At 46.6% G+C, this 24,117-nt stretch carries 22 protein-coding genes; 7 read left to right on the forward strand and 15 right to left on the reverse strand.

What is annotated here, in order from left to right; all coding sequences use genetic code 11:
• Positions 1–228: 228 nt before the first annotated feature.
• From ACFPIB_RS07660 to ACFPIB_RS07675, 4 genes are all read left to right on the forward strand, one after another.
• Positions 229–1,245 carry a DHH family phosphoesterase gene (locus ACFPIB_RS07660; protein ID WP_378017207.1) on the forward strand — a complete coding sequence of 339 codons (1,017 nt, stop codon included), beginning with the start codon at positions 229–231 and terminating at the stop codon, positions 1,243–1,245.
• A 24-nt stretch (positions 1,246–1,269) separates the two neighbouring features.
• On the forward strand, positions 1,270–2,208 hold the full coding sequence (locus ACFPIB_RS07665) for an FKBP-type peptidyl-prolyl cis-trans isomerase (protein WP_378016850.1): 939 nt from the start codon (positions 1,270–1,272) through the stop codon (positions 2,206–2,208).
• Positions 2,209–2,375: 167 nt separating this feature from the next.
• Positions 2,376–2,870: an FKBP-type peptidyl-prolyl cis-trans isomerase gene (locus ACFPIB_RS07670; RefSeq protein WP_378016851.1), complete on the forward strand. Its 495-nt coding sequence runs from the start codon at positions 2,376–2,378 to the stop codon at positions 2,868–2,870.
• A gap of 19 nt (positions 2,871–2,889) precedes the next feature.
• On the forward strand, positions 2,890–3,315 hold the full coding sequence (locus ACFPIB_RS07675) for an FKBP-type peptidyl-prolyl cis-trans isomerase (RefSeq protein ID WP_378016852.1): 426 nt from the start codon (positions 2,890–2,892) through the stop codon (positions 3,313–3,315).
• Between the two features lie 84 nt (positions 3,316–3,399).
• Here ACFPIB_RS07675 and recO read toward each other — a convergent pair whose 3' ends face one another.
• Both recO and porZ read right to left on the reverse strand, forming a co-directional pair.
• A complete protein-coding gene (recO, locus tag ACFPIB_RS07680) occupies positions 3,400–4,110 on the reverse strand; it encodes a DNA repair protein RecO (RefSeq protein WP_378016853.1) in 711 nt (236 codons plus the stop codon).
• Positions 4,111–6,456: a type IX secretion system anionic LPS delivery protein PorZ gene (porZ, locus tag ACFPIB_RS07685; protein WP_378016854.1), complete on the reverse strand. Its 2,346-nt coding sequence runs from the start codon at positions 6,454–6,456 to the stop codon at positions 4,111–4,113.
• A gap of 325 nt (positions 6,457–6,781) precedes the next feature.
• Here porZ and ACFPIB_RS07690 point away from each other — a divergent pair, with 325 nt between their 5' ends.
• Positions 6,782–6,928 carry a hypothetical protein gene (locus tag ACFPIB_RS07690; protein ID WP_378016855.1) on the forward strand — a complete coding sequence of 49 codons (147 nt, stop codon included), beginning with the start codon at positions 6,782–6,784 and terminating at the stop codon, positions 6,926–6,928.
• A gap of 342 nt (positions 6,929–7,270) precedes the next feature.
• Here the strand turns inward: ACFPIB_RS07690 and ACFPIB_RS07695 are convergent, their stop codons facing one another.
• The 3 genes from ACFPIB_RS07695 to ACFPIB_RS07705 all read right to left on the reverse strand — a co-directional run bounded on the left by ACFPIB_RS07695 (position 7,271) and on the right by ACFPIB_RS07705 (position 10,567).
• Positions 7,271–9,235, reverse strand: a complete 1,965-nt coding sequence (locus ACFPIB_RS07695) for a T9SS type B sorting domain-containing protein (RefSeq protein ID WP_378016856.1) — start codon at positions 9,233–9,235, stop codon at positions 7,271–7,273.
• A 217-nt stretch (positions 9,236–9,452) separates the two neighbouring features.
• Positions 9,453–10,046, reverse strand: coding sequence for a thymidine kinase (locus ACFPIB_RS07700; protein WP_378016857.1), 594 nt, complete (start codon positions 10,044–10,046; stop codon positions 9,453–9,455).
• Positions 10,047–10,243: 197 nt separating this feature from the next.
• On the reverse strand, positions 10,244–10,567 hold the full coding sequence (locus ACFPIB_RS07705; protein ID WP_378016858.1) for a 2Fe-2S iron-sulfur cluster-binding protein: 324 nt from the start codon (positions 10,565–10,567) through the stop codon (positions 10,244–10,246).
• Positions 10,568–10,600: 33 nt separating this feature from the next.
• Between ACFPIB_RS07705 and ACFPIB_RS07710 the strand changes: the two genes are divergently transcribed.
• A complete protein-coding gene (locus ACFPIB_RS07710) occupies positions 10,601–11,830 on the forward strand; it encodes a hypothetical protein (RefSeq protein ID WP_378016859.1) in 1,230 nt (409 codons plus the stop codon).
• A gap of 249 nt (positions 11,831–12,079) precedes the next feature.
• Positions 12,080–12,322 carry a hypothetical protein gene (locus ACFPIB_RS07715; RefSeq protein WP_378016860.1) on the forward strand — a complete coding sequence of 81 codons (243 nt, stop codon included), beginning with the start codon at positions 12,080–12,082 and terminating at the stop codon, positions 12,320–12,322.
• A gap of 815 nt (positions 12,323–13,137) precedes the next feature.
• Here the strand turns inward: ACFPIB_RS07715 and ACFPIB_RS07720 are convergent.
• The 10 genes from ACFPIB_RS07720 to ACFPIB_RS07765 form a co-directional block, all read right to left on the reverse strand.
• Positions 13,138–13,338, reverse strand: coding sequence for a hypothetical protein (locus ACFPIB_RS07720; protein WP_378016861.1), 201 nt, complete (start codon positions 13,336–13,338; stop codon positions 13,138–13,140).
• 4 nt (positions 13,339–13,342) lie between these two features.
• Complete coding sequence (gene rodA, locus ACFPIB_RS07725; RefSeq protein WP_417281657.1) at positions 13,343–14,614, reverse strand: rod shape-determining protein RodA; 1,272 nt, start codon at positions 14,612–14,614, stop codon at positions 13,343–13,345.
• A gap of 5 nt (positions 14,615–14,619) precedes the next feature.
• Entirely contained in the window at positions 14,620–16,455 is a 1,836-nt protein-coding gene (gene mrdA, locus ACFPIB_RS07730; RefSeq protein WP_378016863.1) for a penicillin-binding protein 2, read from the reverse strand.
• The gene (locus tag ACFPIB_RS07735) at positions 16,452–16,973 is read right to left on the reverse strand and encodes a hypothetical protein (RefSeq protein ID WP_378016864.1); all 522 of its coding nucleotides are present in this window, start codon (positions 16,971–16,973) and stop codon (positions 16,452–16,454) included. Before ACFPIB_RS07735 ends, mrdA begins: the two co-directional genes overlap by 4 nt.
• The gene (mreC, locus tag ACFPIB_RS07740) at positions 16,966–17,844 is read right to left on the reverse strand and encodes a rod shape-determining protein MreC (protein WP_378016865.1); all 879 of its coding nucleotides are present in this window, start codon (positions 17,842–17,844) and stop codon (positions 16,966–16,968) included. The genes ACFPIB_RS07735 and mreC overlap by 8 nt, the downstream gene beginning before the upstream one ends.
• 10 nt (positions 17,845–17,854) lie before the next feature.
• On the reverse strand, positions 17,855–18,880 hold the full coding sequence (locus ACFPIB_RS07745) for a rod shape-determining protein (protein WP_378016866.1): 1,026 nt from the start codon (positions 18,878–18,880) through the stop codon (positions 17,855–17,857).
• Between the two features lie 396 nt (positions 18,881–19,276).
• Complete coding sequence (gene purH, locus ACFPIB_RS07750) at positions 19,277–20,809, reverse strand: bifunctional phosphoribosylaminoimidazolecarboxamide formyltransferase/IMP cyclohydrolase (protein ID WP_378016867.1); 1,533 nt, start codon at positions 20,807–20,809, stop codon at positions 19,277–19,279.
• Positions 20,810–21,117: 308 nt separating this feature from the next.
• Entirely contained in the window at positions 21,118–21,696 is a 579-nt protein-coding gene (gene purN, locus ACFPIB_RS07755; RefSeq protein ID WP_378016868.1) for a phosphoribosylglycinamide formyltransferase, read from the reverse strand.
• A gap of 97 nt (positions 21,697–21,793) precedes the next feature.
• Positions 21,794–22,924 carry a BamA/TamA family outer membrane protein gene (locus ACFPIB_RS07760; RefSeq protein ID WP_378016869.1) on the reverse strand — a complete coding sequence of 377 codons (1,131 nt, stop codon included), beginning with the start codon at positions 22,922–22,924 and terminating at the stop codon, positions 21,794–21,796.
• Positions 22,925–23,161: 237 nt separating this feature from the next.
• Entirely contained in the window at positions 23,162–24,010 is an 849-nt protein-coding gene (locus tag ACFPIB_RS07765) for a geranylgeranylglycerol-phosphate geranylgeranyltransferase (RefSeq protein WP_378016870.1), read from the reverse strand.
• Positions 24,011–24,117 lie beyond the last annotated feature (107 nt).

Below are 24,117 nucleotides of genomic sequence, written 5' to 3' on the forward strand. Positions count from 1 at the left end.
GTTCTTTACATTCCAGAAAACCGTCAGCTAAAGCAGACGGCAATGCATTTCCAAAAATCCTGTAAATCAAATAAATCCTGAAAATCCTGTTCAGACAAAAACGCTATGCTTTCGGGCTAAAAAAGTCTTAAGTCTTGCATCCTGATACTTATCTCTAATTATTTGTTTTCCATTTTATTTATGCAGAATTTTGCGGTTTATTTTGGCCTGAAAGGCTTTATGAAGGAAATGCAAGAAATAACGGCGCTCCGCGAACTGCTGGCCACCCCAAAGAATATTCTGATCACCACGCACCACAAACCCGATGCCGATGCACTGGGTTCGAGCCTGGGTCTGGCGGGCTATTTAAAAAAGAAGGGCCACCACGTAATAGTAGTTACCCCTTCCGATTACCCCGCTTTCCTGAACTGGATGCCCGGCAACGACGAAGTGCTGGTGTACGACGAAAAAACCGATGCCCGCGTGCGTCATCTGATCAACGAAACCGAAGTCCTTTTCTGCCTCGATTTTTCGGCCCTTAGCCGCATAAACGAAATGGGCGAAATGGTACGCAATTCACCGGCGGTAAAAGTGATGATCGACCACCACATGCACCCGGAAGATTTCGCGCAGATCACCATCTCCGATACCCGCGCTGCCGCCACTGCCGAATTAATTTTCGAAGTTATCCGGAATCTGGGCGACGAAGCCTTGATAGATGCCGGAATTGGTGAATGTCTGTATGCCGGCATCATGACCGATACCGGTTCGTTCCGCCACCCGAGCACGTCACGTAATGTGCATTTAATTATTGCCGAACTGATTGCAGCCGGCGCGAATACCGCCCGCGTGCACCGCTTAATTTACGATAATCACACCCTTACCCGGCTGCGCTTTTTAGGTTACGCCCTGAAAGACAAGCTGGTAGTACACCCCGAATACAATACCGCCTACATTGCCATCAGCCAGGAAGAACTAAAAGAATACGATTCCCGGACCGGCGATACCGAAGGACTGGTAAATTTTGCGCTTTCTATTGAAGGCATTGTGTTTGCAGCTTTATTAATAGACCGCGGCCAGGCCGTAAAAATTTCGTTCCGCAGCGTAGGCGATTTTTCGGTAAACGAATTTTCGAGAGCGCATTTTAACGGTGGCGGTCACCACAACGCAGCCGGCGGCATTTCTCACGATAGCCTGGAAGCAACCGTGGCCAAATTCGAAAGCCTGTTGCCGCAATACCGCGAACAACTCATTCATTCTGCATAAAAGATTTCAAACTATAACCCAATCATGCTAAACAAAGCTAAATTTTTAGTGCCGGTATTAGCCGGTATGTTCCTGATGCAATCTTGCCAGGATAAAGTTAAAAAAGGTGAATTCACGCAAGGTGAAGGCAGCCTGGAATATATGATCTTCTCTAAAGGCAAAGACGGTAAATATGAGCCGAAAGAGAACCCTGCTTTAGATACTACCATTATTGGCCAGGTACTTACCATGCAGCAAGTGGTGAAGAACGATAAAGATTCGGTATTGTTCAGCACCTATACTTCTAAGCAACCTGCAATGGCTCTGATGAATGCTGCGCCATACAAAGGTAGCCTGGAAGGTGCTTTATTAATGTTGAAGCCTGGCGACAGCGCCGTTTTCAAGATCAGCGCCGATACGTTGTTTACAAAATCTTACCAGCAGCCGCTGCCTCCGTTCATTAAAAAAGGCAGCAAACTTACTTTCCATATTGTAGCCGAAAAACTACAGAGCAAAGAGCAGGCAATGGCCGAGCAGCAGAAAATGCAGGAAGAAAAAATGAAGGAAATGCAGGCGCACGCTGAAAAGCAAATTGCCGTTGACGACGAGAACATTCAGAAATACCTGAAAGAGCAAAACCTGACCGCGCAGAAAACGCCATCAGGCTTGTATTACATTATCACGCAGAAAGGCACTGGCCCAACGCCAAAACCAGGTCAGATCGTAGCGGTAAACTACCGTGGCACTACCTTCGATGGCAAAGAGTTCGATTCTTCGGCTAAAACCGGTGTTCCTTTCGAATTCCAGATCGGCCAGGGTATGGTTATCCGCGGTTGGGATGAAGGCATTGCGTTACTGAACAAAGGCGCTAAAGCTACACTGCTTATTCCTTCTACGTTGGCTTACGGCCAGCAAGGTGCTGGCGCTAATATTCCAGCCGATGCATCGCTGCGTTTCGAGGTAGAACTGGTAGATATTAAATAGTTTTTTAGGGAAATTCCCTGACATTTGTTAAATTTAAAACAGCAACTTTCAGATCGGGAGTTGCTGTTTTTTTATTCATGCATTTGCAACTTTGGTTGCTTTAATTTTTAGTTTCGTTATTCTTTATGTTTGTTACATTTTTAAACAAAACCATAACTTTTAAAACCGTGTTAAGCAGAACTTTCCTGCTTGTAGCGCTTATTTGGTCAGTATCGGCCTGCCAGAAAGAAGTGCTGAACGTGCACGACCCGGTAAAACAAGCCGCCGATGATGAAGCGCTGATAAAGGAATGGCTCGCCAAAGACAGCTCCATGCGCCAGGCCCAACGCACCGAATCGGGCATTTACTACGCCAGCCAGAAACCAGGAACCGGCGCGCAGGTAAAATATGGCAATACCGTAAAAGTGCATTACATCGGTCGTTTCCTGAACGGCAGCAAATTTGATAGCTCTTACGATAAAAATTCGCCTTTTACGCTAACCATTGGCAAAACCGGCGTAATTAAAGGCTGGACCGAAGGCCTGCAACTCATGACCGAAGGCGAAACGATGCGCTTTTATATTCCTTCGGGCTTGGCTTATGGCCCTGGCGGCAGCAGCGGTTCCATTCCTCCCAATGCTGTACTGGTTTTTGATGTAACGGTATTGCAGATCATCAACTAATTTTTCAGAACAAACTTATATGAAATACTTCGGCTGGTTAATCTGCTTCCTTTTTAGCGCCACGCTTGCTTCTGCCAAACCCGACACACTCCAAACAGCTTCGGGTTTGCGTTACACAGTTTTGCAAAAGGGCAAAGGTCCGCAAGTAAGCCAAGGCGCCAAAGTAACGGTGCATTACACCGGCCGGTTTGCAAACGGAAACGTTTTTGACACTTCCGAAGGCCAGAAACCCATTAAAATTAAAGCTGGAACCGGCGAAGTAATTGCCGGTTGGGACGAAATGCTGCTTCTAATGCGCGCCGGCGAAGAAGTGGAAGTTATGATCCCGGCGCGTTTAGCTTACGGTGCACACGGCGTACCAGATCCGTTTTCTGCAAATAACGGCTACCGCATTCCGCCCAACACCGATCTTATTTTCCGGATGAGAATAGAAGAAGTTAAGTAACCTAAAACGCTATCCTAAAACACCAAAAAAGTCGGTCCGCAACATGCAGACCGACTTTTTTGGCTTAAAACCATACCGTTTTTCTTAATCTGAAAGCACATCCGAAAGTACGTGAAGCGATTTAATTTCACCTAACCGGTCTACATGCAACTGGTAAAACCGGATCAGAATATTCAGAAGCTCTTTCCGCACTCTTCCGTTTGGCACCAGAGCTTCCTGCGGATTTTCCATCAATTCATCCAGCATGCCTTCAAACATCTGAAAATGCATAACCGATGGCTGCGAAACATGGCCGGTAGGAGGAGCAAAAGCAACCTGATTGGTAATTTCGGTGGCGTTATGCGCTCCAAACCCTAAATAATGCGCCAATTGCATTAAAAACGCGAGGTGAAAATTCTCAAAACCAGTTTCCAGGTTATCGAATGCAACAATAGATTGGTACAGAAATTTGAACAACGGCGGATTTTCTTCCTCCTCTTTTACCGAAGCTGAAATAATTTCGGAAAGGAACAAAGCCACGCTGCTTTTGCGGATATCGTAATGCAAGCTGTGGAACGGATGCGCACATTTGTATTCTGAAATGCGCGTAATGCCTCCACTTCCCGACTTGTAAACCACCATTTCGAGCAAAGTTAGCGGCTGAAAAAGCGCAATGCGGGTACCTGGACCTTTTTTACGGACGCTGTTCACAATGTAGGTTTGCAAACCCAACTGCTCGGTGTAAATGCGCGCAATAATAGACGTTTCCCGGTAACGGATAAAATTCAGGACAATGCCGCGGGTCTTTACTAACATCTATTCCAGTACGGCTACTTTGCTCACGCAGGTTTCACCGCCTTCGGGGTTACTGCTTAAAACCATGTAAACGCCCGAACGTACGTGCTGCCCGTTAATATCGCGCCCGTTCCAGATAGCCGTTCCACCCAGCGCTTTGGTCTCGAAAACCAGGTTGCCGGTTACATCGGTAATTTTTACAATGGCATTATTGGCAATACCCGAAATAGCAATTTGTCCGGCAAAACCGGGCCGTACCGGGTTTGGGAAAACGTTGGCACAATTCAGGGCTTCGGTAGTAATGGTAGCGCCGGCCCGGTAAGAAACCAAGCCAGCTTCCGTACCAATAAAAACGTCGCCGGTGGCATGGTTTACGGCAATATCGGTTATTTTATTTGAAGGAAGCGGGCTGTTGTTCGTCGTGAAATTCAGAATAACTTTATCGCCGTCTTCGTTGAAAAGCCATACCCCATTTTCGGTACCAACCCATTTGCGGTTCGCACCATCTACAGTAATTACCGTTACAATTTGTTCTTCCAGCAAAGCCCGGTTACCGAAAACGGGCACCGAAGCCGAAATATTTTTAGTAGAAGCAAAAGCGAGTTCCGGATCGTAAAAAATCCCGATACCGTTTTCCGTTCCTATCCAGATATCGCCGTCCATGTCTTTCGCAATGCTATGCACTTCGTTACCCGGAAGATTCCCGCCCGTTGCACTTTTGTTCAGAAACCGGAAACGATTATTCACATCATCATAAACCACCAACCCGTTGCCGTTTCGCGGCCGGATCGTGATCCATTTATACCCGCTATCGTCTATCACGATCTTTTCGAAAGTATTGGATGTGCTGAAACTGGTACCTTCGGAGGTATTCTGCAGATTAAATGTTCGCCAGGTTCCGTCGGGGCGCAGCATGTGCAAACCCGGCAAACCCGAAAAATCGGAAGGATTGATTACCCACATATTGCCTTCCGGATCGGCAGCAATATCTGTAACGCGCAGGTATGTGTTATAAGCCGGATTACCAGCCGCTACTGAACTGCTCAACACATCAGCGCCCAGCACTTTAAAATCGCCGGGACCATTCCATTCCAGCACCCCATAACCAAAACTACCCATATATAATTTACCGTTTACCGGGTTGCGTGCCACGGCGCTCAGGTCCAGAATGTCAGGATATTTGGCGGGATCTTTAAAGCGGTTGAAATTATAATTTTCCCAGGTTCCGTTCTTAAACTCGTAAAAACCCAAACCGGAACTAAGCTGGCCCGGCCCACGGTAACCACCCGCAAGCACCACTACCGATTGCGCATCGGCCAGAATTTTGAACGTACTGATATCGGCGGGACCGGAAGGAAAAAGATTTGAATACGACTGGTGAATGGTTCGTACCAAACCATTGTTGAAATCAGCCACCCAGAATTCACCGGTGCGGTCCTGGGCTACGGCTTGTGGTTTATTCATAAGCCCATCGGCCAGGTAGCCTACAATTTCGTTGTTTTCACTTAAGAAGCGCACGTTATAATCGGTGCAGACCAGCAACACACTTTTACGCGGAACCAACTGTTTTATCAACGAACCTAACCAGGTATCGGCTTTGGTTTTATTCCAGGTTCCGTTCTCTAATTTATAAACCCCATAACTGTTAACGCCGGCGTAAACGGCATTTTTAAAAGTTGCCAGCGTCCGAATATTATCGGGGCTTATAGCAGGCAGGTTATCGGCAGTGCCGTAGGTTTTCCAGTTCTTCAGGTCGTTGAGGTTTACGGTCCGGTAATTATCGGCCCGCATAATACCGCCGGAAGTGGCAATAAAAAGCTGGTTATTCAGAATGGTGCTGGCGTAAACCTTCAGCGTAACGCCGGCCTGGTTGCGCAGCATATAGCTGTCTTTTATTTCCAGTTTCTGTAGATCGAGCACCACCAAACCGAACGCACAGGATAAATAAGCCAGTTTGTCTTTGAAGTAGATGTTATAGATGAGCTTTTCGCCGGGCAGCGATTTGCGCAGAATATCGTTGATGTTGATTATTTCTTCCCCGCGGATCAGGTCTAGGTTGGTGTTTTCGTAAGCAATTACCAGCGTATTGGTTACACTGTCGAAATTCATGGTGCTTACGCCCATATCGTGCAGGCCGTTCACTTTAGAAAGCACTTCCAGGCTGTTGAATTCCTTATCGAAATAGAAAAGGCCTTTTTCGGTGGCGCAGTAAATTTTAGGGCCGGCCGCAACTACCGTTTTAGCGTTATGGTTCGGCACATAAACGCGCCAATCGCCAATACCCGTACCGGACGATTGCGCCCGCACGGGGAAAACAATAAACTGCAGGAAGAGACCTAAGAATAAAAAACGTACGAAGTGCTTCATATTAAAATCCGGGCTTTCGTTTTGTTAACGGTGCCGGGCTGCATTTAGTGCCTGCCACCGCCAGTATTCTAAAAACGCCCTAAAACGGTATCGAAATTACGGAAAAAAGTCGAGGGTTGATCAAGGCTCCGGGCAAAGAATCTAAATCTCACCCTTCCGGGTTATGCATTATCAACAGCAGGTCTATTAATGGAAATAAAACCAGAGAGCCAACCGGCAAACAGCAAAACTAGGGTACGCTACTCCGCATAATAAATAAATTCATTTAATATTAAAACATAAAACAACAAAATGCGTTTCGCTACCAAAACAAACTTAAAATAATATGGCAACCGTAAAAAAGAACATTATTACCCAGGGGCTGAGCGGTACGCTTGGCGGGGCGATCGTATTCCGGCAGGTAGGCGACAAAATTACGGTGCAGGCGCTGGATATGCCGGGCAACAGGAGCAAAGAAACCCGAACGCTATAAACTATGTTTTGTACAATTATTCAAAAGGGCAGCAATGCCCTTTTTTTATGCTCGGAGCACCCAACAACACCCAAGGAGCACCGAACCTACCCCGAAGGGAATGCGAAGGCAATTCCTTTTCAACTTTAGCGGAATATTACAATTTTTAAAATATGGGGATTGGGTTTTTATTCTGAAAACGCTACCGTTTTAGGATGAAAAATCAAGGTGAATTTTTGTCCCCCTTTGGAGGGGGCTGGGGGGAGGATTTTTACATTACCTGATTTTACAATAGTTGATCAGAAATGTGTATTCCTCCCCCCTACCCCCTCCAAAGGGGGACTTTTTTTTATTTACTAACAACTACTTCGCTACTTCTACCCAGCCCTTCCAGGTTTGCTTGCCGGATTGAAAACGGTAATAGTAAACACCACTGCTTAGGTTTTCAGCTTTCCAATCGTTTTTATAATCGCGGCTCCGGAAAACTTCCACACCCCAGCGGTTGTAGATAACCAGTTCATTTTCCGGGTATCCTTTCAGGTTCCCGATCACAAAAGCATCGTTTTTATGGTCTGCGTTGGGCGTGATGATGTTGTAGAAAACCGGCGGCAGCGAACCGGCAATTTCTACTTTTAAAGTTGCTCCATAATCACAGGTTTCCTTATTAGTTTCTAATACCGTTACGGTTGCTTCAGCAGTTTCGCCCCAGTTTACCCGGATGCGGTTGGTGCCTTGCCCAGAAACGATCTCACCACCGGAAACCTGCCAGTGCAAATCATTGCCGGTAGTTTGCCCGGAAACCCGGTATTCCTGATCTTCAGCAAACCTGTAAACCTGCTCCGGGCCGCTTACCTTCAGTTCAGCATTAGACCGCACCACCACTTTTACAAAAGCCGTATCGGTGCGAAAAGGCGAAGAAGCTATAACCCGGTACGTGGTAGTAGCTGTTGGCCAGACTACCGGATTAGCCAGCGTATCGTTGGGCGCAGTTAAACCGTTGGCAGGCTCCCAGCGGAAACGCTCTGCTCCGGCGCCATAAGCCGAAAGCTGCACCGAATCGCCGTAGCAAATGGTATCACGGCTGGCCTGTGCCTGCAAGATTCCCGCGTTACGGAAGAGCGTTTGGTTTAAGGCTGGAAGGCTTGTTACAATACTAGTGATAGGAATGGTATTCAGCTTAAAACCGCAAGCTATCCCTTTTTGATCCGGGTAGCTGATCTGGCTCAGATAATATGGTGGTGGCGTATTGGTGGAATCCTCTCTTACCGCGTAGATTTTCCCATCCATGGCAAGTTGCATGTCCCATATTTGTATTTGACCAAAGCCAATGAATGAAGGATGATAAATAGTGGTTACAGATTGTTGGATTTGCGGACTATTTCCGGCTGCCAAGTCATATTGCAAAAGCGCGTATGAAGCATTTGAACTAACCTTACTCATCGTTCCGACATATAATTTAGTACTATTCGGGGAAAAGGAAAAGGAAAAAGCTTGTTGTTTAGCTGAATCAGGTATAATTAAACTGTGAAGCGCCGATACGTTGCCCGTTTGCCGGTTAAAGCCAAATATTTCTACGCTTTGCTTGCCCGATACTACCAGCATTTCGCTGTTGGGGGAGCTTTTAAGCCTGCCGCCCGCCCATAGCTTTTTATTGATTGCCGAAACTATTGGTGCCCCGATGCCGTTAGCATTGACCGGGAATGCCAGCAAACTATCCCCGCTAAAATTCATTGATAATAGCCAGTAATCGCGGTTGTTTTGGTGCAACATAGCAGCCATGCCTCTGCCAACCTGCGTGCTCAGTAACTTTAAGGAATTCGGCACTACATCGCCAAAGCTGTTGTTCAGCCGCATGTCTATTTCAGCCACCTGTAATTCATCGAAAAAGGTATTAAGAAATATATAATAGCGCTGCCTGTCCTGCGGGTTTTGCATGATTAATTCTGCATAAGTACCCATATATGAAATTCCTGCTTTAAAAATATCACCATTGGGCATTTGCTGATATTTATTGTTTACTTTTTGTCGGGTTGCTACATTTCCAATACTGCTGAAAAAAAGCAATTCGCCATTTTTATCGCTTATGGTGGCAACCCCTACTGTACCAGGATGGTTATTTATAAAAGGCTGGGGTTGTAACTTAGAAGCACTAAAATCAAGATGAACTCCTGGGACTCCAGAACTACCTTGGCCACCCCCAAACAACCAGTTGGCGCCTTGCTTCTCTTGGGCATAAAGAGGCACGCAGAATAAAAATAACACGATTCTTAATATTTGCTTGCCGGTTTTAGGAAAGCAAATATTAAAAGGAATAAAGTATGAAGCCATTATTAAAAGTGTTTAGCCAACATAAATATAGTCGGATTAAAACCTGAAACCGTTGCCTGAGCTATAACATAAAAGATTGGCTTCATTTTTTCTCTGCATAAAACTATATCCTTTTCGCCCTGAAAACTAAAAAAGCCGCCCGGAAATTTTCCAGAGCGGCTTTTCTTATTCCTTCGGGTTTTCCCCCTCAAAACGGTAGCGTTTTACACGCCAAAACTCACGACTTCCCTTTCATGCCTTCCAGAAAACAATGGCGGCAGCGGGCTTCGTAACTATCGGTTTCACCTAACAAAATTTTCTGCGCCGAAGCCGCGTTCCGGAACGAATAAGAAGCAATATCGCCACACTGCATGCAAACCGCGTGCACTTTGGTAACGTATTCGGCCACGCCCATTAAAGCCGGCATCGGCCCGAACGGTTTGCCCAGATAATCCATATCAAGACCTGCCGCAATAACCCTTATGCCGCTGTTGGCCAGCTGCACGCACACGTCTACCAGGCCTTCGTCAAAAAACTGGGCTTCATCTATGCCTACCACATCGCAGCTAGAGCCTAAAAGCAACATATCGTGCGCAAAACTTACCGGCGTAGAACGAATAGCATTGGCATTATGCGAAACCACATCTTCCACATGGTAACGCGTATCGATGGCCGGTTTAAAGATCTCTACTTTCTGTTTCGCAATCTTCGCGCGGTTCAATCTTCGGATCAGTTCTTCGGTTTTGCCCGAAAACATGGAGCCGCAGATCACTTCTATCCAGCCGCGGCGGTGTATGTGCGTGGAGTTTCCAACGCGGGGTTCTATGAACATTTTTTAATGTGCTAATTTTTTAATGTGCTAATGTGCTGTCCCCCTTTGGAGGGGGTTGGGGGGAGGATTTTCACGTTATCAGAAAAATAAATCAGAAATGCGTAAAAATCCTCCCCCTACCCCCTCCAAAGGGGGACTTTTCTTCTGCACTGAAAGCGCTACGCAGCGACCTCCAACCTTTCTGATCTCTCAATCAATTAACCCGTGTATTTTTGGTGCGGCAATTGCGTTGCTTTCGGCACCCGAACCGAAACTTCGCCCTGCAGCACCGTACACTGGCAAGTCAGGCGTTCGGTGGGTTTCAGGCGGCCGGCTTCGCGGTATTTTAATTCGGCGGCGGTTTCGGGGCTCAGGTTTTGCATGCCACTTAAAACCTGCATGCGGCAGGTGGTGCAACGGCCTTTGGCTCCGCAGGCGTGCATCCAGTCGGTGCCGGTAGCCTGAATGGCGCTTAAAACCGTTTGCGGCGGGCTTACGTTAACCCGGAGGTTAGCCAGGTTTTGCACCGTGAAATTTGCCATATTTTTTTATCTTTACCCGCAGAAGCTATCGTAATGGAAGACAAATATAATACATTAAGCCTGGAACAGTACAGCCGCAACCTCGCAAAACTTCTTTGCGACCGGTATTTCGCAAACCACGAAACCATCAACGGCCAGCAACTCATCACGTTTTCGCCGGTTAAGCAAATTAACCTTTTCGTGATAAAAGAGCTGCTCATTAGCTGGAATCGCGAAATGGCTAACCTGAAAAGTCCGTATTTCGATTTCGAAGACGAAGAAGTAAAAACGAGCCTGAAGCAATTCATGAACGTGCTTTCGCGCAAGATCCTCATTCGTCGCCCGCACTTTGAGCCGCTTTTGCAGAAAGCCATCCTGGATACTTTTACCCTGGTGCTGCACCCGGGCACAAGCTTCGACGAGAAGTTTTTGCAGGTGCAGGAAGAAGTTACGCCGGCTAAATTGCAGGACCACATAAAATACCTCGACCTGAACAAAACGCATTTCAGCGAATTCCTGCAAACGCTGCCACCACAAACATTAGATAAAGCCGCGGTGCTTCAGAAATTCCGGCTTTATACGCAGGCGCATTACCGCGACCTCACTCCTGCCGATGCCTTGCTGGAACAACTCAACACGCTGCTTCCCATCTCGAAACAGGATATTCTGGAGAAAGCTGTTGCGCCGGCATTTACCTCAACCAGCCCTGCTCCGGAAAAAACAGCTTTCACTGCCGCTCCGGAACCGGCTTCCGGCCCGATGCATAATATTCCGGCGGCCGATACCAATGCGGTTTTTGAGAAAGCAACAGTTCCGGCTTCCGGCCCGACCGGACCGGCTTCTTTTCCAAAGTCAGAGCCAATACAACCGCTTGCCCAACCTATTCCGGCGCCGGCAGCAACCATGCCGCCGGTTACCACAGCCACTCCTTCGCCAGCCAGCCAGCCAGACGTAAAGCTTTACGAGAAATTCAAAACCGAAAAGCCTAACCTGAACGAAACGCTGAAGAAACCGGAAACGCCGAACTTAGCCGACAAAGACACCCGTAAAATTGAAAGCCTGAAAGAATCTATTTCTATTAATCAGCGCTTTTCTTTCATAAACGAACTTTTTAACGGCGAAAACCTGGAATACTACGAAGCCATCCAGATCCTGGACGCAAAACCAGATGCCGAATCGGCGAAGCATTTTTTACTGGAAGAGCTGGCGGCCAAACACAACTGGGTGAAAAAAGAAGAACACCTGAACAAACTGCTGCGCCTGATAGAACGCAAATTCGCGTAGTTCAAAGTTTGCTAAAACGCTATGCTTTTAAGCTTAAAAACCCGGTTCAGGATTAGAACCGGGTTTTCTTTTGCCCGCATATTTACATTTAAGAAACGCTATCTTTTCCAGGCACAAAACTCTTATCGCAAAAGTACAACTCCGTTTTTCAGAAGCTCCCGTAAAATTAAAAGTGTCAGGCTGCTCTATTTACAGTTCATTCTCAGCAGCTTAACCTTTAAATATTCACTAAACGAAAGGAGTAATAAAATGAAACGCTGGATAATTTACATGTTAATTATTGTAGTTAACGCCGCCGGCCTTACCGCCACTGCCAACATTGCTGACCGCGACCGCGATGGAAATTCAAAGAATGCCACTACCCTGAAAATGAAGCCCCGCAAACTGAGCAAACAAACCGCCAAACTCAGACAAAGCCGCAACAAAGACCGCAAAAAGCACATGGCCTACATCAAAAAATCGAATCAGCAACGAAATAAACATAAGAAATAACGAATAACATAAAAAGAAACGGCTTTCTAAAACAGGAAGCCGTTTCTTTTTATGGATAGGTTTGTTTGTCTGAATTGGGATTTGTCAGATTTAAGGATTAATGGATTTTGGTGCTCCACGCCTTAAAAGGCGTGGCAATTCAATTTATCTGCTCCTGCAAACGGCAATGAATTTTGCCTTTGAACACGATTTTTAGGATTTTGGGGATGGTCAGGATTTGGTTTGAATCAGGCTTCCACCTCAAAAGTAAGTAGCAGAGCAAATCAACCACCCAAACCCCTCCTATCCAGGCGGGGAGCATTAAATCCGTCAGCTAAAGCAGGCGACAATGAATTTAGAACCATTTACATTTCAATCTCACAATATCGCCAGTGCAGCGTCGCGCGAAAATCACGTTAATTAAGAAAGCTAAAATAAAAGAAGCTAACTACGAAGGGGAATGATACCAGTTTCTGTGAGAGCGGCCTCCAAGCTTACCGGTGGCTTTAGCCAGCCCGGAAGGGCAGGTAAGGTTGCAGCCGCGAACGCAGAAACGAAGCCCGCCCGGCTTGAGGGAATAAATTGCCGATGAAAGTGAGAAGTCAGATGTTTAGCAGAAAAGGTATTTCAAAAGCGCTATCCTTTGTAGCCCAAAAACTGCAGCCCGCCGATGAGGTCCTTCGCTAGCGTTCAGGATGACAAAAATGGTATGCTTTCAAGCCTAAAAACACAATAGCAAACAATACTCCAACCCGAAGAGATTTCTCCTCACGTCGAGATGACGGGAAAGACAAAAAAACGCTATACTTTTCAGCCTAAAAACTATTAAAACCCCATTACTTTAATCTCCGCAACAACCTCCCCACAACCACCATCTTCCTCCCATTAGCAAACTCCACCAGCATACTGCCATTCTTACCCCTTATACATTTCCCATCGGGTCTGCGCACGGCGCGGCATTTTGCCTGGCGCAAAGCTTCATCGGTGTGGCGGTCGCCGAGGTAATAATATTCGAAAATGGTAGGCAAAACGAGCAAAAAACTAACGGGTTAAGTCTTGCTTGCGGTTCGCGTCTATAGCCAGCAAAATGAACAGCAAAGTTGTGAATGACCACAGCGAAGAGCCGCCATAGCTGAAGAACGGCAACGGAATACCCACAACCGGCGCCAAACCAATGGTCATACCCACATTTACTAGGAAGTGAAAGAAAATGATAGAAGCCACGCAGTAACCGTAAGTCCTTCCGAAAACCGATTTCTGACGCTCCGCAATTTTCACAATACGGGTTAGCAGCAGCATAAACAAACCAATTACCACCACACTTCCTACCCAGCCATGCTCCTCGCCGATGGTGCAGAAAATGAAGTCGGTGCTTTGCTCCGGCACAAAATCGAATTTGGTTTGTGTACCTTCCAGAAAACCTTTGCCTGTGAAACCACCCGAGCCGATAGCGATTTTACTTTGCGTTACATTCCAGCCAAAGCCCCGCGGGTCCGCTTCCGGACTGATAAGCGCTTTGATCCGGTTCTGCTGGTGCTCCTGCAACACATTATTCACAAAAAAGTCTACGCTGAAGATCATCCCGATAGCCGCGCCATAGATCATCAGAATCATCGGCCACTTCCGCATCAGGATTCGTTGATTCGCCCAAAGCCATAAACCAAGCCCCACCGTTATTACCAGGATCAGATAAAGTTTGGGAAAAAGCAGCGTAGAAATAAACAGCGCAACCGCTACGGTACCCACGATCAGGATCAGCGGCGACATGCCTTCGCGGAAATAAGCTAACAGGAAAGCCCCGAAAACCAGCGCCGACCCCGTTTCGTTCTGCAACAAAATAATGAAAGGCGGAAGCAAAGTCAGGAAAACAAGTTTGGCGTGATCCTGCCAGTTTTGCTGCCGTAAGTTTACGCTACTCAGGAATTTGGAAACCGCCAGTGCAGTAGCAAACTTCGCAAATTCAGCGGGTTGTAAACGCACCGCTCCCAATTCCAGCCAACTTCGGGAACCTTTGATCGGGTTAGCCAGAATAAGAGTTGCCAGCAAAAGCAATATCATGCCGCCGTAAATAATATAAGCCAGCGAATCGTAAGCCTTGTAATCTATTACCAGAATTACAATTATGAGAAGTACCGAAGTACCGATCCAAGCCAGCTGCTTGCCGGAATTTATATCCCAGCTGAAAATATTGATCACGTTGTCGGGGCTGTAAACGGCCGCGTACACGTTTAGCCAGCCTAAGCCAACCATTAAAAAATATAAGAACACCGTTGGCCAGTCAAGGCTCTGCCGGAGTTTCGAAGATCGGGTCAGGGCCATTAGTGTTTCTTTTTAGGTTTGAATTTTCCGGCCAACACCCAGTCTTCCCAGCCTTGCCGCGGCTTGGAAATGGTATCGGTCAGGTATTTTTCGATCATTAAGCCGGCCAGCGGTGCAGAGGAGATCGCGCCGAAACCAGCATTCTCAATATAAACTGCAATGGCAATTTTCGGATTTTCGCGCGGCGCAAAAGCTACGAAAACGGCGTGGTCATCGCCGTGCGGGTTTTCGGCCGTTCCGGTTTTACCTAAAACAGTTATCCCAACGTGCGCTAATTTTGCATAAATACCAGTTCCGCGGGCTACCACATCTTCCATGCCATCCAGCACCGGTTCAAAATATTTCTGATCTACGGAAGTATAATGCTTCTGCGAATATTTAGGCAACGGCTTCCCTTTTTCACCAACCGAACGAATGATGTGCGGGGTATAATAAAAGCCACGATTCGCCATAATAGCCATTAAATTAGCCATTTGCAGCGGCGTAACCCCCATTTCCCCTTGCCCGATACTTACCGAATAGAAGTTCGAGAATTTCCAGCGGTTTTCGCCGTAATATTTATTATAAAGTTTGGAAGAAGCTACAATTCCTTTCTTCTCATTTGGCAGATCGATCCCCAGCTTATCGCCGAAACCAAACGTTAAAACCTGCTCCCGCCAATGATCCAACCCAATCCGGCTATCCACAAAAATATTCCGCGATTTGCCCTGGTTAATTTCGTTGCGGAAAACCTGGTAAAAATAGGGGTTGCAGGAATGTTTAATGGCAATTCTTAAATTAGTGGGCGCTTCGTGGCCGTGCGAACATTTTACCAGGTTCTGGTTACACGGAAAACCGGTATTGGGCGTAATGATACCATCCTGCATGGCTACCAAAGCCTGCACCAGTTTAAAGATCGAACCCGGCGGGTACGTTGCCATGATCGGCCGGTTGAAAAGCGTTTTTAAGGAATCGCGCTGTAATTTGGTATAATTTCTCCCGAATTCCTTACCGGTCAGTAAACTTGGATCGTAGCCAGGCGCTGAAACGTAAGCCAGAATTTCGCCGGTAGCGGGTTCAATAGCCACCACCGAACCTACTTTGCCTTTCATCAGCTTTTCGCCGTACTGTTGCAATTCAAGGTCTATGGTGCTCACCAGGTTTTCGCCGGCTACCGAGAGCGTATCGTATTCGCCATCGCGGAAAGGGCCTTTGTCGATGCCGCGCACGTTTACCATTTTGTATTTCACGCCGCGCTTGCCCATCAGGTATTTTTCATACTCCGATTCTATGCCGCTAATACCCAGATAATCGCCGGGCAAATAACCGGCATATTCCGGTTTCTCCAGTTTGGCCGGACTAATTTCCCCAATGTAACCCAAGGCATGTGCCAGACTTTGATGGGTATAGCCCCGAACGGTACGCGCATTAATGAAAAAACCCGGAAAATCGGGGAGATATTCCTGAATGGAAGCAAATTCCTGCGGCGAAAGGCGGGTTAAAAACGGCGATGGCTTTACGTAAGAATAGGTTTTGGCAGTCTTGATCTTTTCGCGAAATTCTTCTACCGTTATGCCAAAAGTCTTGCAGAAATGTAAGGTATCGGGATTTTTAGCTTCTTTGGGCACCACCATCAGGTCGTAAACCGGCATGTTCTGTACCAGCAGTCGGCCATCACGGTCGTAGATCAGCCCCCGGAACGGGTACTGGATATTTTTCTGAATAGCATTGTTCTCGGCAGCAAGTTTATACTTATTGTCGATAACCTGAATGTAAAAAAGCTTCAGCGCATAGATGGCGGCCACAACAATAAAAATGGCCTGTATAACGTATTTCCGGTCTTCTAAGTACTTCATCGGGCCACGCGGCGCGCAGAGAAAAACAATAATTGCAAAATTACTACAACCATAAATGTATACAAAGTACTAGCCACGACTTTTAAGAGCGTAAACCCTACTACTTTCAAGCCGCCCAGTTCTAAAAAGAAGAGCAGCAAATGGTGCAGGAAGATCAGAATGAGGCTATAAGTAATAAACCAGCCCCAGCCCATTAGTCTTACATTCACCGAGTCGTTGGCATCGTATTCGTCGCGCGGCGTTAAAAACCGCAGCACATATGGCCGTACATAAGCCAATAACACACAAGACCCCGCATGAATTCCCGCGGTATCGTAAAAAGTATCTACCGTAATGCCGGTGGTAAAACCCATGAGCAGCAAAATAACCGGCGACAGCTGAATGGGCAGAAATAGCAAAAACGCTATATAAATATAGCAAAAACCCGTATCGAACAGCACCAGGTATTTTACCAGGAAAACCTGCAAGGCAATAAAAATAAAGAATTGCAGCAAATGGCTTAACCCAAGCTTATTCATCTTCTTCTCCTTTCTTCCGCAATGGCATTTCCAGGGAATCGCGTTCAGCCTGACTCACATTCTTCACCACGTACACAAAACCAAGCTTGGTAAAATCTACCGCCAGCCTCACTTTAATGGTAAAGAAACTTTTATCGGCTTCTTTCTTCACCGAAACCACCTTCCCGATCATGATGCCCTCCGGAAACAATGCATTGTAGCCTGAAGAAACAACGGTATCGCCTCTAAATACTTTTACGTGCAGCGGAATATAATTTAAGGTTGCAGTATGGGCATCGTCGCCGGTTTCCCATTTTACGGTGCCAAAGGTGCCATCGCGGGTAAGCTTGCCCGAAATTAAAGTTTGCGAATGCAGCAGTGAGGTTACCGTGGCATAATTAGCAGAAACCGCTTTTACCCGCCCCGCAATACCTTCCGGGGCTACCACACCCATGCCCGGCTGCACGCCCTGCAAACTACCAATGTTCAGCGTAAAGTAATTATTGGTACGCCGCACTGAATTGTTGATCACCTTCGCACCCGTAAATTTGAAAGGTACCGGCAACGGACGGTTCAGCGTATCGCGCAGCGTCATAACGCTATCGATTCGGGTCAGTAAAGTATCGCCGGCAATTTTGCGTTCACGGAAAAGTGCTTCTTTCAAATGCGCATTTTCCTTCACCAGACTTTCGTTTACTGTAACTAAGTGGAAATAATCGGTTACGTTGCTTTGCATTTCCAGCACTTTGCCCACGTAGGTATTCGCTGAATTGTAAAAAGCTGCGTTCTGGTACGAATTATTCTGCACCAAAAGGTAAATACTTACAGCTTCAAGGATCAGGAATACCAGAAAAGCCCGGAAACGGTATATAAACTGGATTAAATTCCGCATTTAAAGCTGCTTAATTCAGCAGTACGTTTCTGAAACCTTCTATATTTTTAATGGCTGCACCGGTACCGCGCACAACCGCACGCAACGGATCTTCCGCAATGTGGATCGGCAGTTTGGTTTTAGCTGAAAGACGACGATCGAAACCGCGCAGCAACGCGCCACCACCCGTTAAGTGAATACCGTTATCGTAAATATCCGCCGAAAGTTCTGGTGGGGCAATTTCCAGGGCTTTCAGCACGGCTTCCTCAATTTTAGAAACTGATTTATCTAAAGCAATGGCAATTTCCTGGTACGTAACTTTAATAACTTTCGGAATACCCGTCATTAAGTCGCGGCCACGAATTTCGTAGTCAGCCGGTGGATTTTCTAAGTCAGTAATAGCCGCACCAACTTCAATCTTGATTTTTTCTGCTGAACGCTCTCCGATAAGCAGATTATGCTGGCGGCGCATGTGGTCCAGAATATCTTTGTTGAAAACATCGCCGGCCACGCGGATAGACTGGTCGCAAACAATACCCGAAAGCGCAATAACCGCAATTTCAGTAGTACCACCTCCGATATCCACGATCATGGAACCGATCGGTTGCTCAACGTCAATGCCAATACCAATAGCTGCGGCCATCGGTTCCTGGATCATCCAAACTTCCTTGGCGCCGGCGTGCTCTGCCGAGTCACGAACCGCCCGTTTTTCCACCTCGGTAATGCCACTCGGAATGCAAATAACCATGCGGTGCGAAGGCTGGAACAAACGACTACCCGTATCGATCATCTTGATCATGCCGCGGATCATGTGCTCCGCCGCGTGAAAATCGGCAATTACCCCGTCTTTTAAAGGACGAATGGTTTTGATATTGTCGTGGGTTTTTTCGTGCATCTGCATAGCCTGACGACCGATGGCAAGCACTTTATTAGTGGTGCGGTCTACGGCAATAATAGAAGGCTCGTCGACTACAATTTTATCGTTATGAATGATGAGGGTATTGGCCGTACCCAAATCTATTGCTATATCGCTGGTAAGAAAATTAAATAATCCCATTTACAGTGGTTTTTTAAAAGTGTCCGCTCCGGCTCAAAACCGTATTCCCGCACTTATCCGAACGCGAAATTAAACAATTTAAAGGAAATATCGCAGGGCTAATTTTTGAGCGCAACGCACTATCTCTTGTTAACTTAATCCTGGATTTTACGGTGCAATTTCACGGCGCAGTCGGGCGCAACAAATTCAGTGCCGGAAACTGAAAATCAACGAAATAGCGGATATTGGTGCTTGAGTCAGATCTAAAACGCTATGGTTTCGGGCTGAAAAACTCACAGGTAAAAACTTAAGACTTGGCTTCGACTTTTTATGGTAAAAACCATAGCGTTTTGAATGCAAAAAAACCTCACAAGTCTTGAAGACCTGTGAGGTTTGAACAATGGAAATTCAGCAATATTAGTGTTTGAAGTGGCGCACGCCAGTCATTACCATAGCCATGTTGTGTGCGTTGCAGTAGTCTATACTATCCTGGTCTTTGATGGAACCGCCTGGCTGAACTACGGCTACAATGCCGGCCTGGTCTGCAATTTCCACGCAGTCCGGGAACGGGAAGAACGCATCGGAAGCCATAACGGCGCCATTCAGATCGAAGCCGAAGCTTTTTGCTTTTTCGATGGCCTGGCGAAGCGCATCTACGCGGGAAGTCTGGCCTACGCCACTGGCTAGAAGCTGGTTTTCTTTCGCTAAAACGATGGTATTGCTTTTGGTGTGCTTGCAAACTTTGGCAGCGAAAACCAAAGCACGTTTTTCTTCATCTGTAGCAACGCGGTTCGTTACTGGTTTGAAATCAGCTTCGGTTTCGGTTTGCAGGTCTTTGTCTTGCTCAATTACGCCGTTCAGCAGGGTTTTAAATTGCTTTTTGGAAAGTTCAACCTCGTTCTGTTTCAGCAAGATGCGGTTCTTTTTAGACTTCAATAATTCCAAAGCATCGGCCGCAAATTCCGGCGCGATTAAAACTTCAAAGAAAAGTTTGTTCAGTTCTTCCGCAGTTTCCAGATCGATGGCTTTGTTCGAAATGATCACCCCGCCAAACGCTGAAACCGGATCGCAGGAAAGGGCATTCAGGTACGCTTGTTTCGGCGAATCGGCTACGGCCACGCCGCAGGCATTGGTGTGTTTCAGAATGGCAAAAGCCGGTTTATCGTTAAATTCCGCCATAATGGCAACGGCAGCATCTACGTCTACCAGGTTGTTGTAAGACAATTGCTTGCCGTTCAGTTGCTCGAAAAGTGCTTCCAGATCGCCGAAGAACGTAGCCGATTGGTGAGGATTTTCGCCGTAACGCAGCGGCGTAGCCTGCTTGATGCTTTGTTTGAAAGCCGGTTCGTTGGCCGCCGCGCCGTTCAGGTAATTGAAAATGTGCGTATCGTAGTGCGAAGAAGTATTGAACGCTTTGGCCGCGAATTTCTTACGATCTTCCAAAGAAGTTTCGCCGTTCTGTTTTTCCAGGATCTCCAGCAATTCGGTGTACTGGTCTTTGGAAGAAAGAATTACCACATCGTTAAAATTCTTGGCTGCTGCGCGGATCAACGAAATTCCGCCGATGTCGATCTTCTCGATAATATCCTGCTCAGCCGCGCCAGACGCTACGGTTTCTTCGAACGGATACAGGTCTACAATTACCAGATCGAAGGTTGGAATCTCGTACTTCGCCACTTCGTCTTTATCCGAATCGTTATCGCGGCGGTGCAGAATGCCACCAAAAACTTTCGGGTGCAGCGTTTTCACGCGACCGCCAAAAATAGCCGGATAATCGGTGAGGTTTTCTACGGCCGTAACGCTGGCGCCCTGCTCTTCCAGGAAAGTCTGGGTGCCGCCGGTAGAGTAAAACTGCACGCCCTGCGCTTTCAGAAAATGAACAAGCGGCTCGAGTTTGTCTTTGTAATAAACCGAAACCAGCGCAGATTTAATTTTAACAGGATGATTCATTGGTATAATGTGCTAATTGTTTAATGGGCTAATGTGCTATTTCTTATATTCCGTAGCATAGAGTTTAAACCCTACGCTACAGAATTTTTCTTTAAGTTTCCGCTCTTTTCCGCTCTTCCGGATGTTTTCATCCGGAAGCAACCTGCCACGGGTTTATCAATCCCCGTAGCTGTGATTCGATCTCGCGGATCAATAGACCAGCTACAGGTAAGATACAGATTTATAAATCCGGATCAGCGCGCTTTATTTCAATACTTTTAAAATCAAAAATGGCCGAAGGTTTTTCAACCGTTCAGCCATTCAACAATTTAACCATTCAGGAGTTTTTCAATGGTGGGCGCAAAATGTTTGTGTTCTAACTCCAATACGCGCGCAGCCACTTCTTCCGGCGTATCTCCCGGCCTCACCGCGCAGCGTTCCTGCAAAATAGCTTCGCCTTCGTCGAAATTCTCGTTTACGTAATGAATTGTGATTCCAGATTCGGCCTCCTGGGCGGCTACTACGGCGGCGTGTACGTGATGACCGTACATACCTTTGCCGCCAAACTTCGGAAGCAAAGCCGGATGAATGTTAATGATCTTATTGTGAAACTCCTTTACGAAACCTTCCGGCATGAGCCACAGGAAACCGGCCAGCACGATTAATTCCGGGTTAAAGCTTTTTACTTTTTCCAGCACCGTTCCGTCTTTGAATTCAGCGCGGGTAAACGTAAAGGCTGGCACGTTAAAATTCTCGGCACGTTTTAAAGCGTAAGCTTCCGGATTGTTGGAAAAAAGGGCCGCGACGCGGATATTTGGGTGATCCTGGAAGTATTCTAAAATGCGCTGGGCATTGCTTCCGGAACCGGAGGCGAAAAGGACAATGTTCTTGATTTGCGTGTCTGCCATAGCATGAAAAGACAAGCACAAATATAGCGGTTTAATTGCGATTTATGATTCTGTCTGGCAAAAACGCTATGCTTTTAACCCGAAAAAGTCGGTAACATCAAAATGTCTCCCCAATCGCAAAATACAAACCACCCATGCCGCCGGCAAACGCTTCATAACTACCTTTAATAGCATAATCGATCCGGATATTCACTTTGTCTTTGGTATTCAGCATGAAACGGTAACCAATGCCGTAGCCAAATTTACTGTTCGCCAGTTCAAAATCGTTTAGCTTCTCTCCTACTTCGCCAAGGCCGGCAAATAAAACCGCGCCGTGGCGTTTGGCAAAATGCAGGCGGTATTCGGCCTGGGTTTGCAGGAGTTGCTTGTCGCGGTAGCGGCCTTCGTAAAAACCGCGCAGGTTGCGGTGGCCGCCGAAATAGGCCAGTTCGCGGTAAGGCACGTCGCCGGTTTCAAAAATTCCTTTGGCCTGAATCGCAAAAACCTGTTTATCGGAAAGCGGAAAATATTTGCGCACATCTACGGTATTGCGGGTGAAATTGAATTCGCTGCCCAGACTTTTTCCGTTCAGAAAGCTACCGATTTCCACGTAACTTCCATGGTATGCATTTATGGAATTATCGCGGCTGTCGAACAAAAAAGCTGGACCCAAACCAACGGCCGTATAACCATTCAATTCTTCCGCCGGACGTTCGTCAAGCAAACTTTCTTCGGCGTTAAATTCGGCTTTACCAACACTAATGATCTGAAACTGCCCGCCCAGGAAAACATTTCGCTTCAGCTGTTTTAAAATGCGGTTTTGCGTGAGCAGCAACTTATAGGATATCAGACTTTTATCGGCTTCAGAATTGCGGTTGCCGGTGCCGTAATAGAAAATGGGCGCATCGAAATAATTGGTTTCGCCCAGAATTGCAAAACGCTCATGATTGGTATAAATGGTATAGGAAAGCTGCGCCGACGTTTGTTTTTTGGTGGTGTAATAAACCAGGAATTGCCCCGTAGAGCTGCGTGTAAGCGAATCGTGGCCGAAATTATAGACCGGAACGAGCAATGCGCCAAAGCCAAAACCGGTTTCGGGCGAAGAAAACAAGGCCGGGAATGGCGTTAAGCTGAGTTTCTTTTTGGGCTTTATTGTTTGCAAAGTATCTTCTGCCGCAGCCTGGCTTTTCAGTCCGAAACAGCAACACAAAACCAAAGCAAGCAAAGCAGTTTTCAGGGTAAAAAGCATAGCGTTTCAGCGAAATTCAGGTATGACAATAATAGTTATGCGCCGGTTTTCCTTTTTTTGGAAGGCTTCTGAAAGGTAAGGTTTATTACGTGGGCGGTGAAATAACTACTATTAATCTCCAAAACTTTAAATATCTGATTTTAAAACCACCAATACCTTTAAAATCAACAACTTGCCACACACAAAACAAAATTACTTCAGTCTGAAAAGGAGAAAATTAAACTTAGAAAACGGCTTCTAAAACCGAAAGAAAAGCATGGAAAGTGTGCCCGTAAGCATCATAAATTTGCAAAGCAGGCTGATGCGGGCAAAATGGCGTTTGCGGTCGGAGCGGCGCAGTTGCACTCCGATCATGAGGCCGGGTGCTAAAACTGCCAGACCGAGATACACACCAAAAAAGGTATCGTTTTGCCGATAAAAACTCGCGGCTAAAACCAAGGAATAAAACAAAATGAGCAAGGCGTATAAAACGATCCTGGTTTTCTGAATGCCGGCTACAATGGGCAACGTACGGCAACCGTGCGCGGCATCGCCTTTCATGTCTTCCAGGTCTTTAATTATTTCCCGGATCAGGGTGCTAACAAACGCAAATGCCGCATACGCCCACACACCCAGGTTATCGATTTCGGCGAGCACCGCAACCACCAGCACCATACTGGCCGCCAGAAATGCGATGGTGATGTTGCCGGAAAGCGGTCGTTTTTTTAGATCGGCAGAATAGCCCCAAAGCAACAAAACGGCTCCCAGATTCACCAAACCTACTTTTAACGAAAGCATAGCGCCAAGAATTACCCCGGCCGCCGATAAAGCCAGGTGCCCGAACATGGCTTTCCGACGGCTAAGTTCACGGCCTACAATAATTTTATCGGGTTTGTTTATGGCATCTATTTTAATGTCGTAATAATCGTTAATAATATAGCCGGCAGCGCCAATAAAGGCGGTAGAAAGCGTAAGAAGCCAGAATTTCAGGTGCAAGGCTTCACTTAAAGGCAATTCCGGAAATAGTAAGCAAGCCTGCACCAAAACCTGGCTTAGCACCATAATGAGCAGATTCGGAAAGCGGATGAGCGAGAGCAGGTTTTGCAATTTTTAATTGTTTAATGGCTTAATGGTTGAATTGCTGAATGGTGAAAGGGTTTATGAACTTGCGAATATTACGCTGATGAATTTGACTGAGCCATTTAGCCATTAAA

Origin of the sequence: Adhaeribacter terreus, from assembly GCF_042657365.1 — a bacterium.
GTDB lineage: Bacteria > Bacteroidota > Bacteroidia > Cytophagales > Hymenobacteraceae > Adhaeribacter_A > Adhaeribacter_A terreus.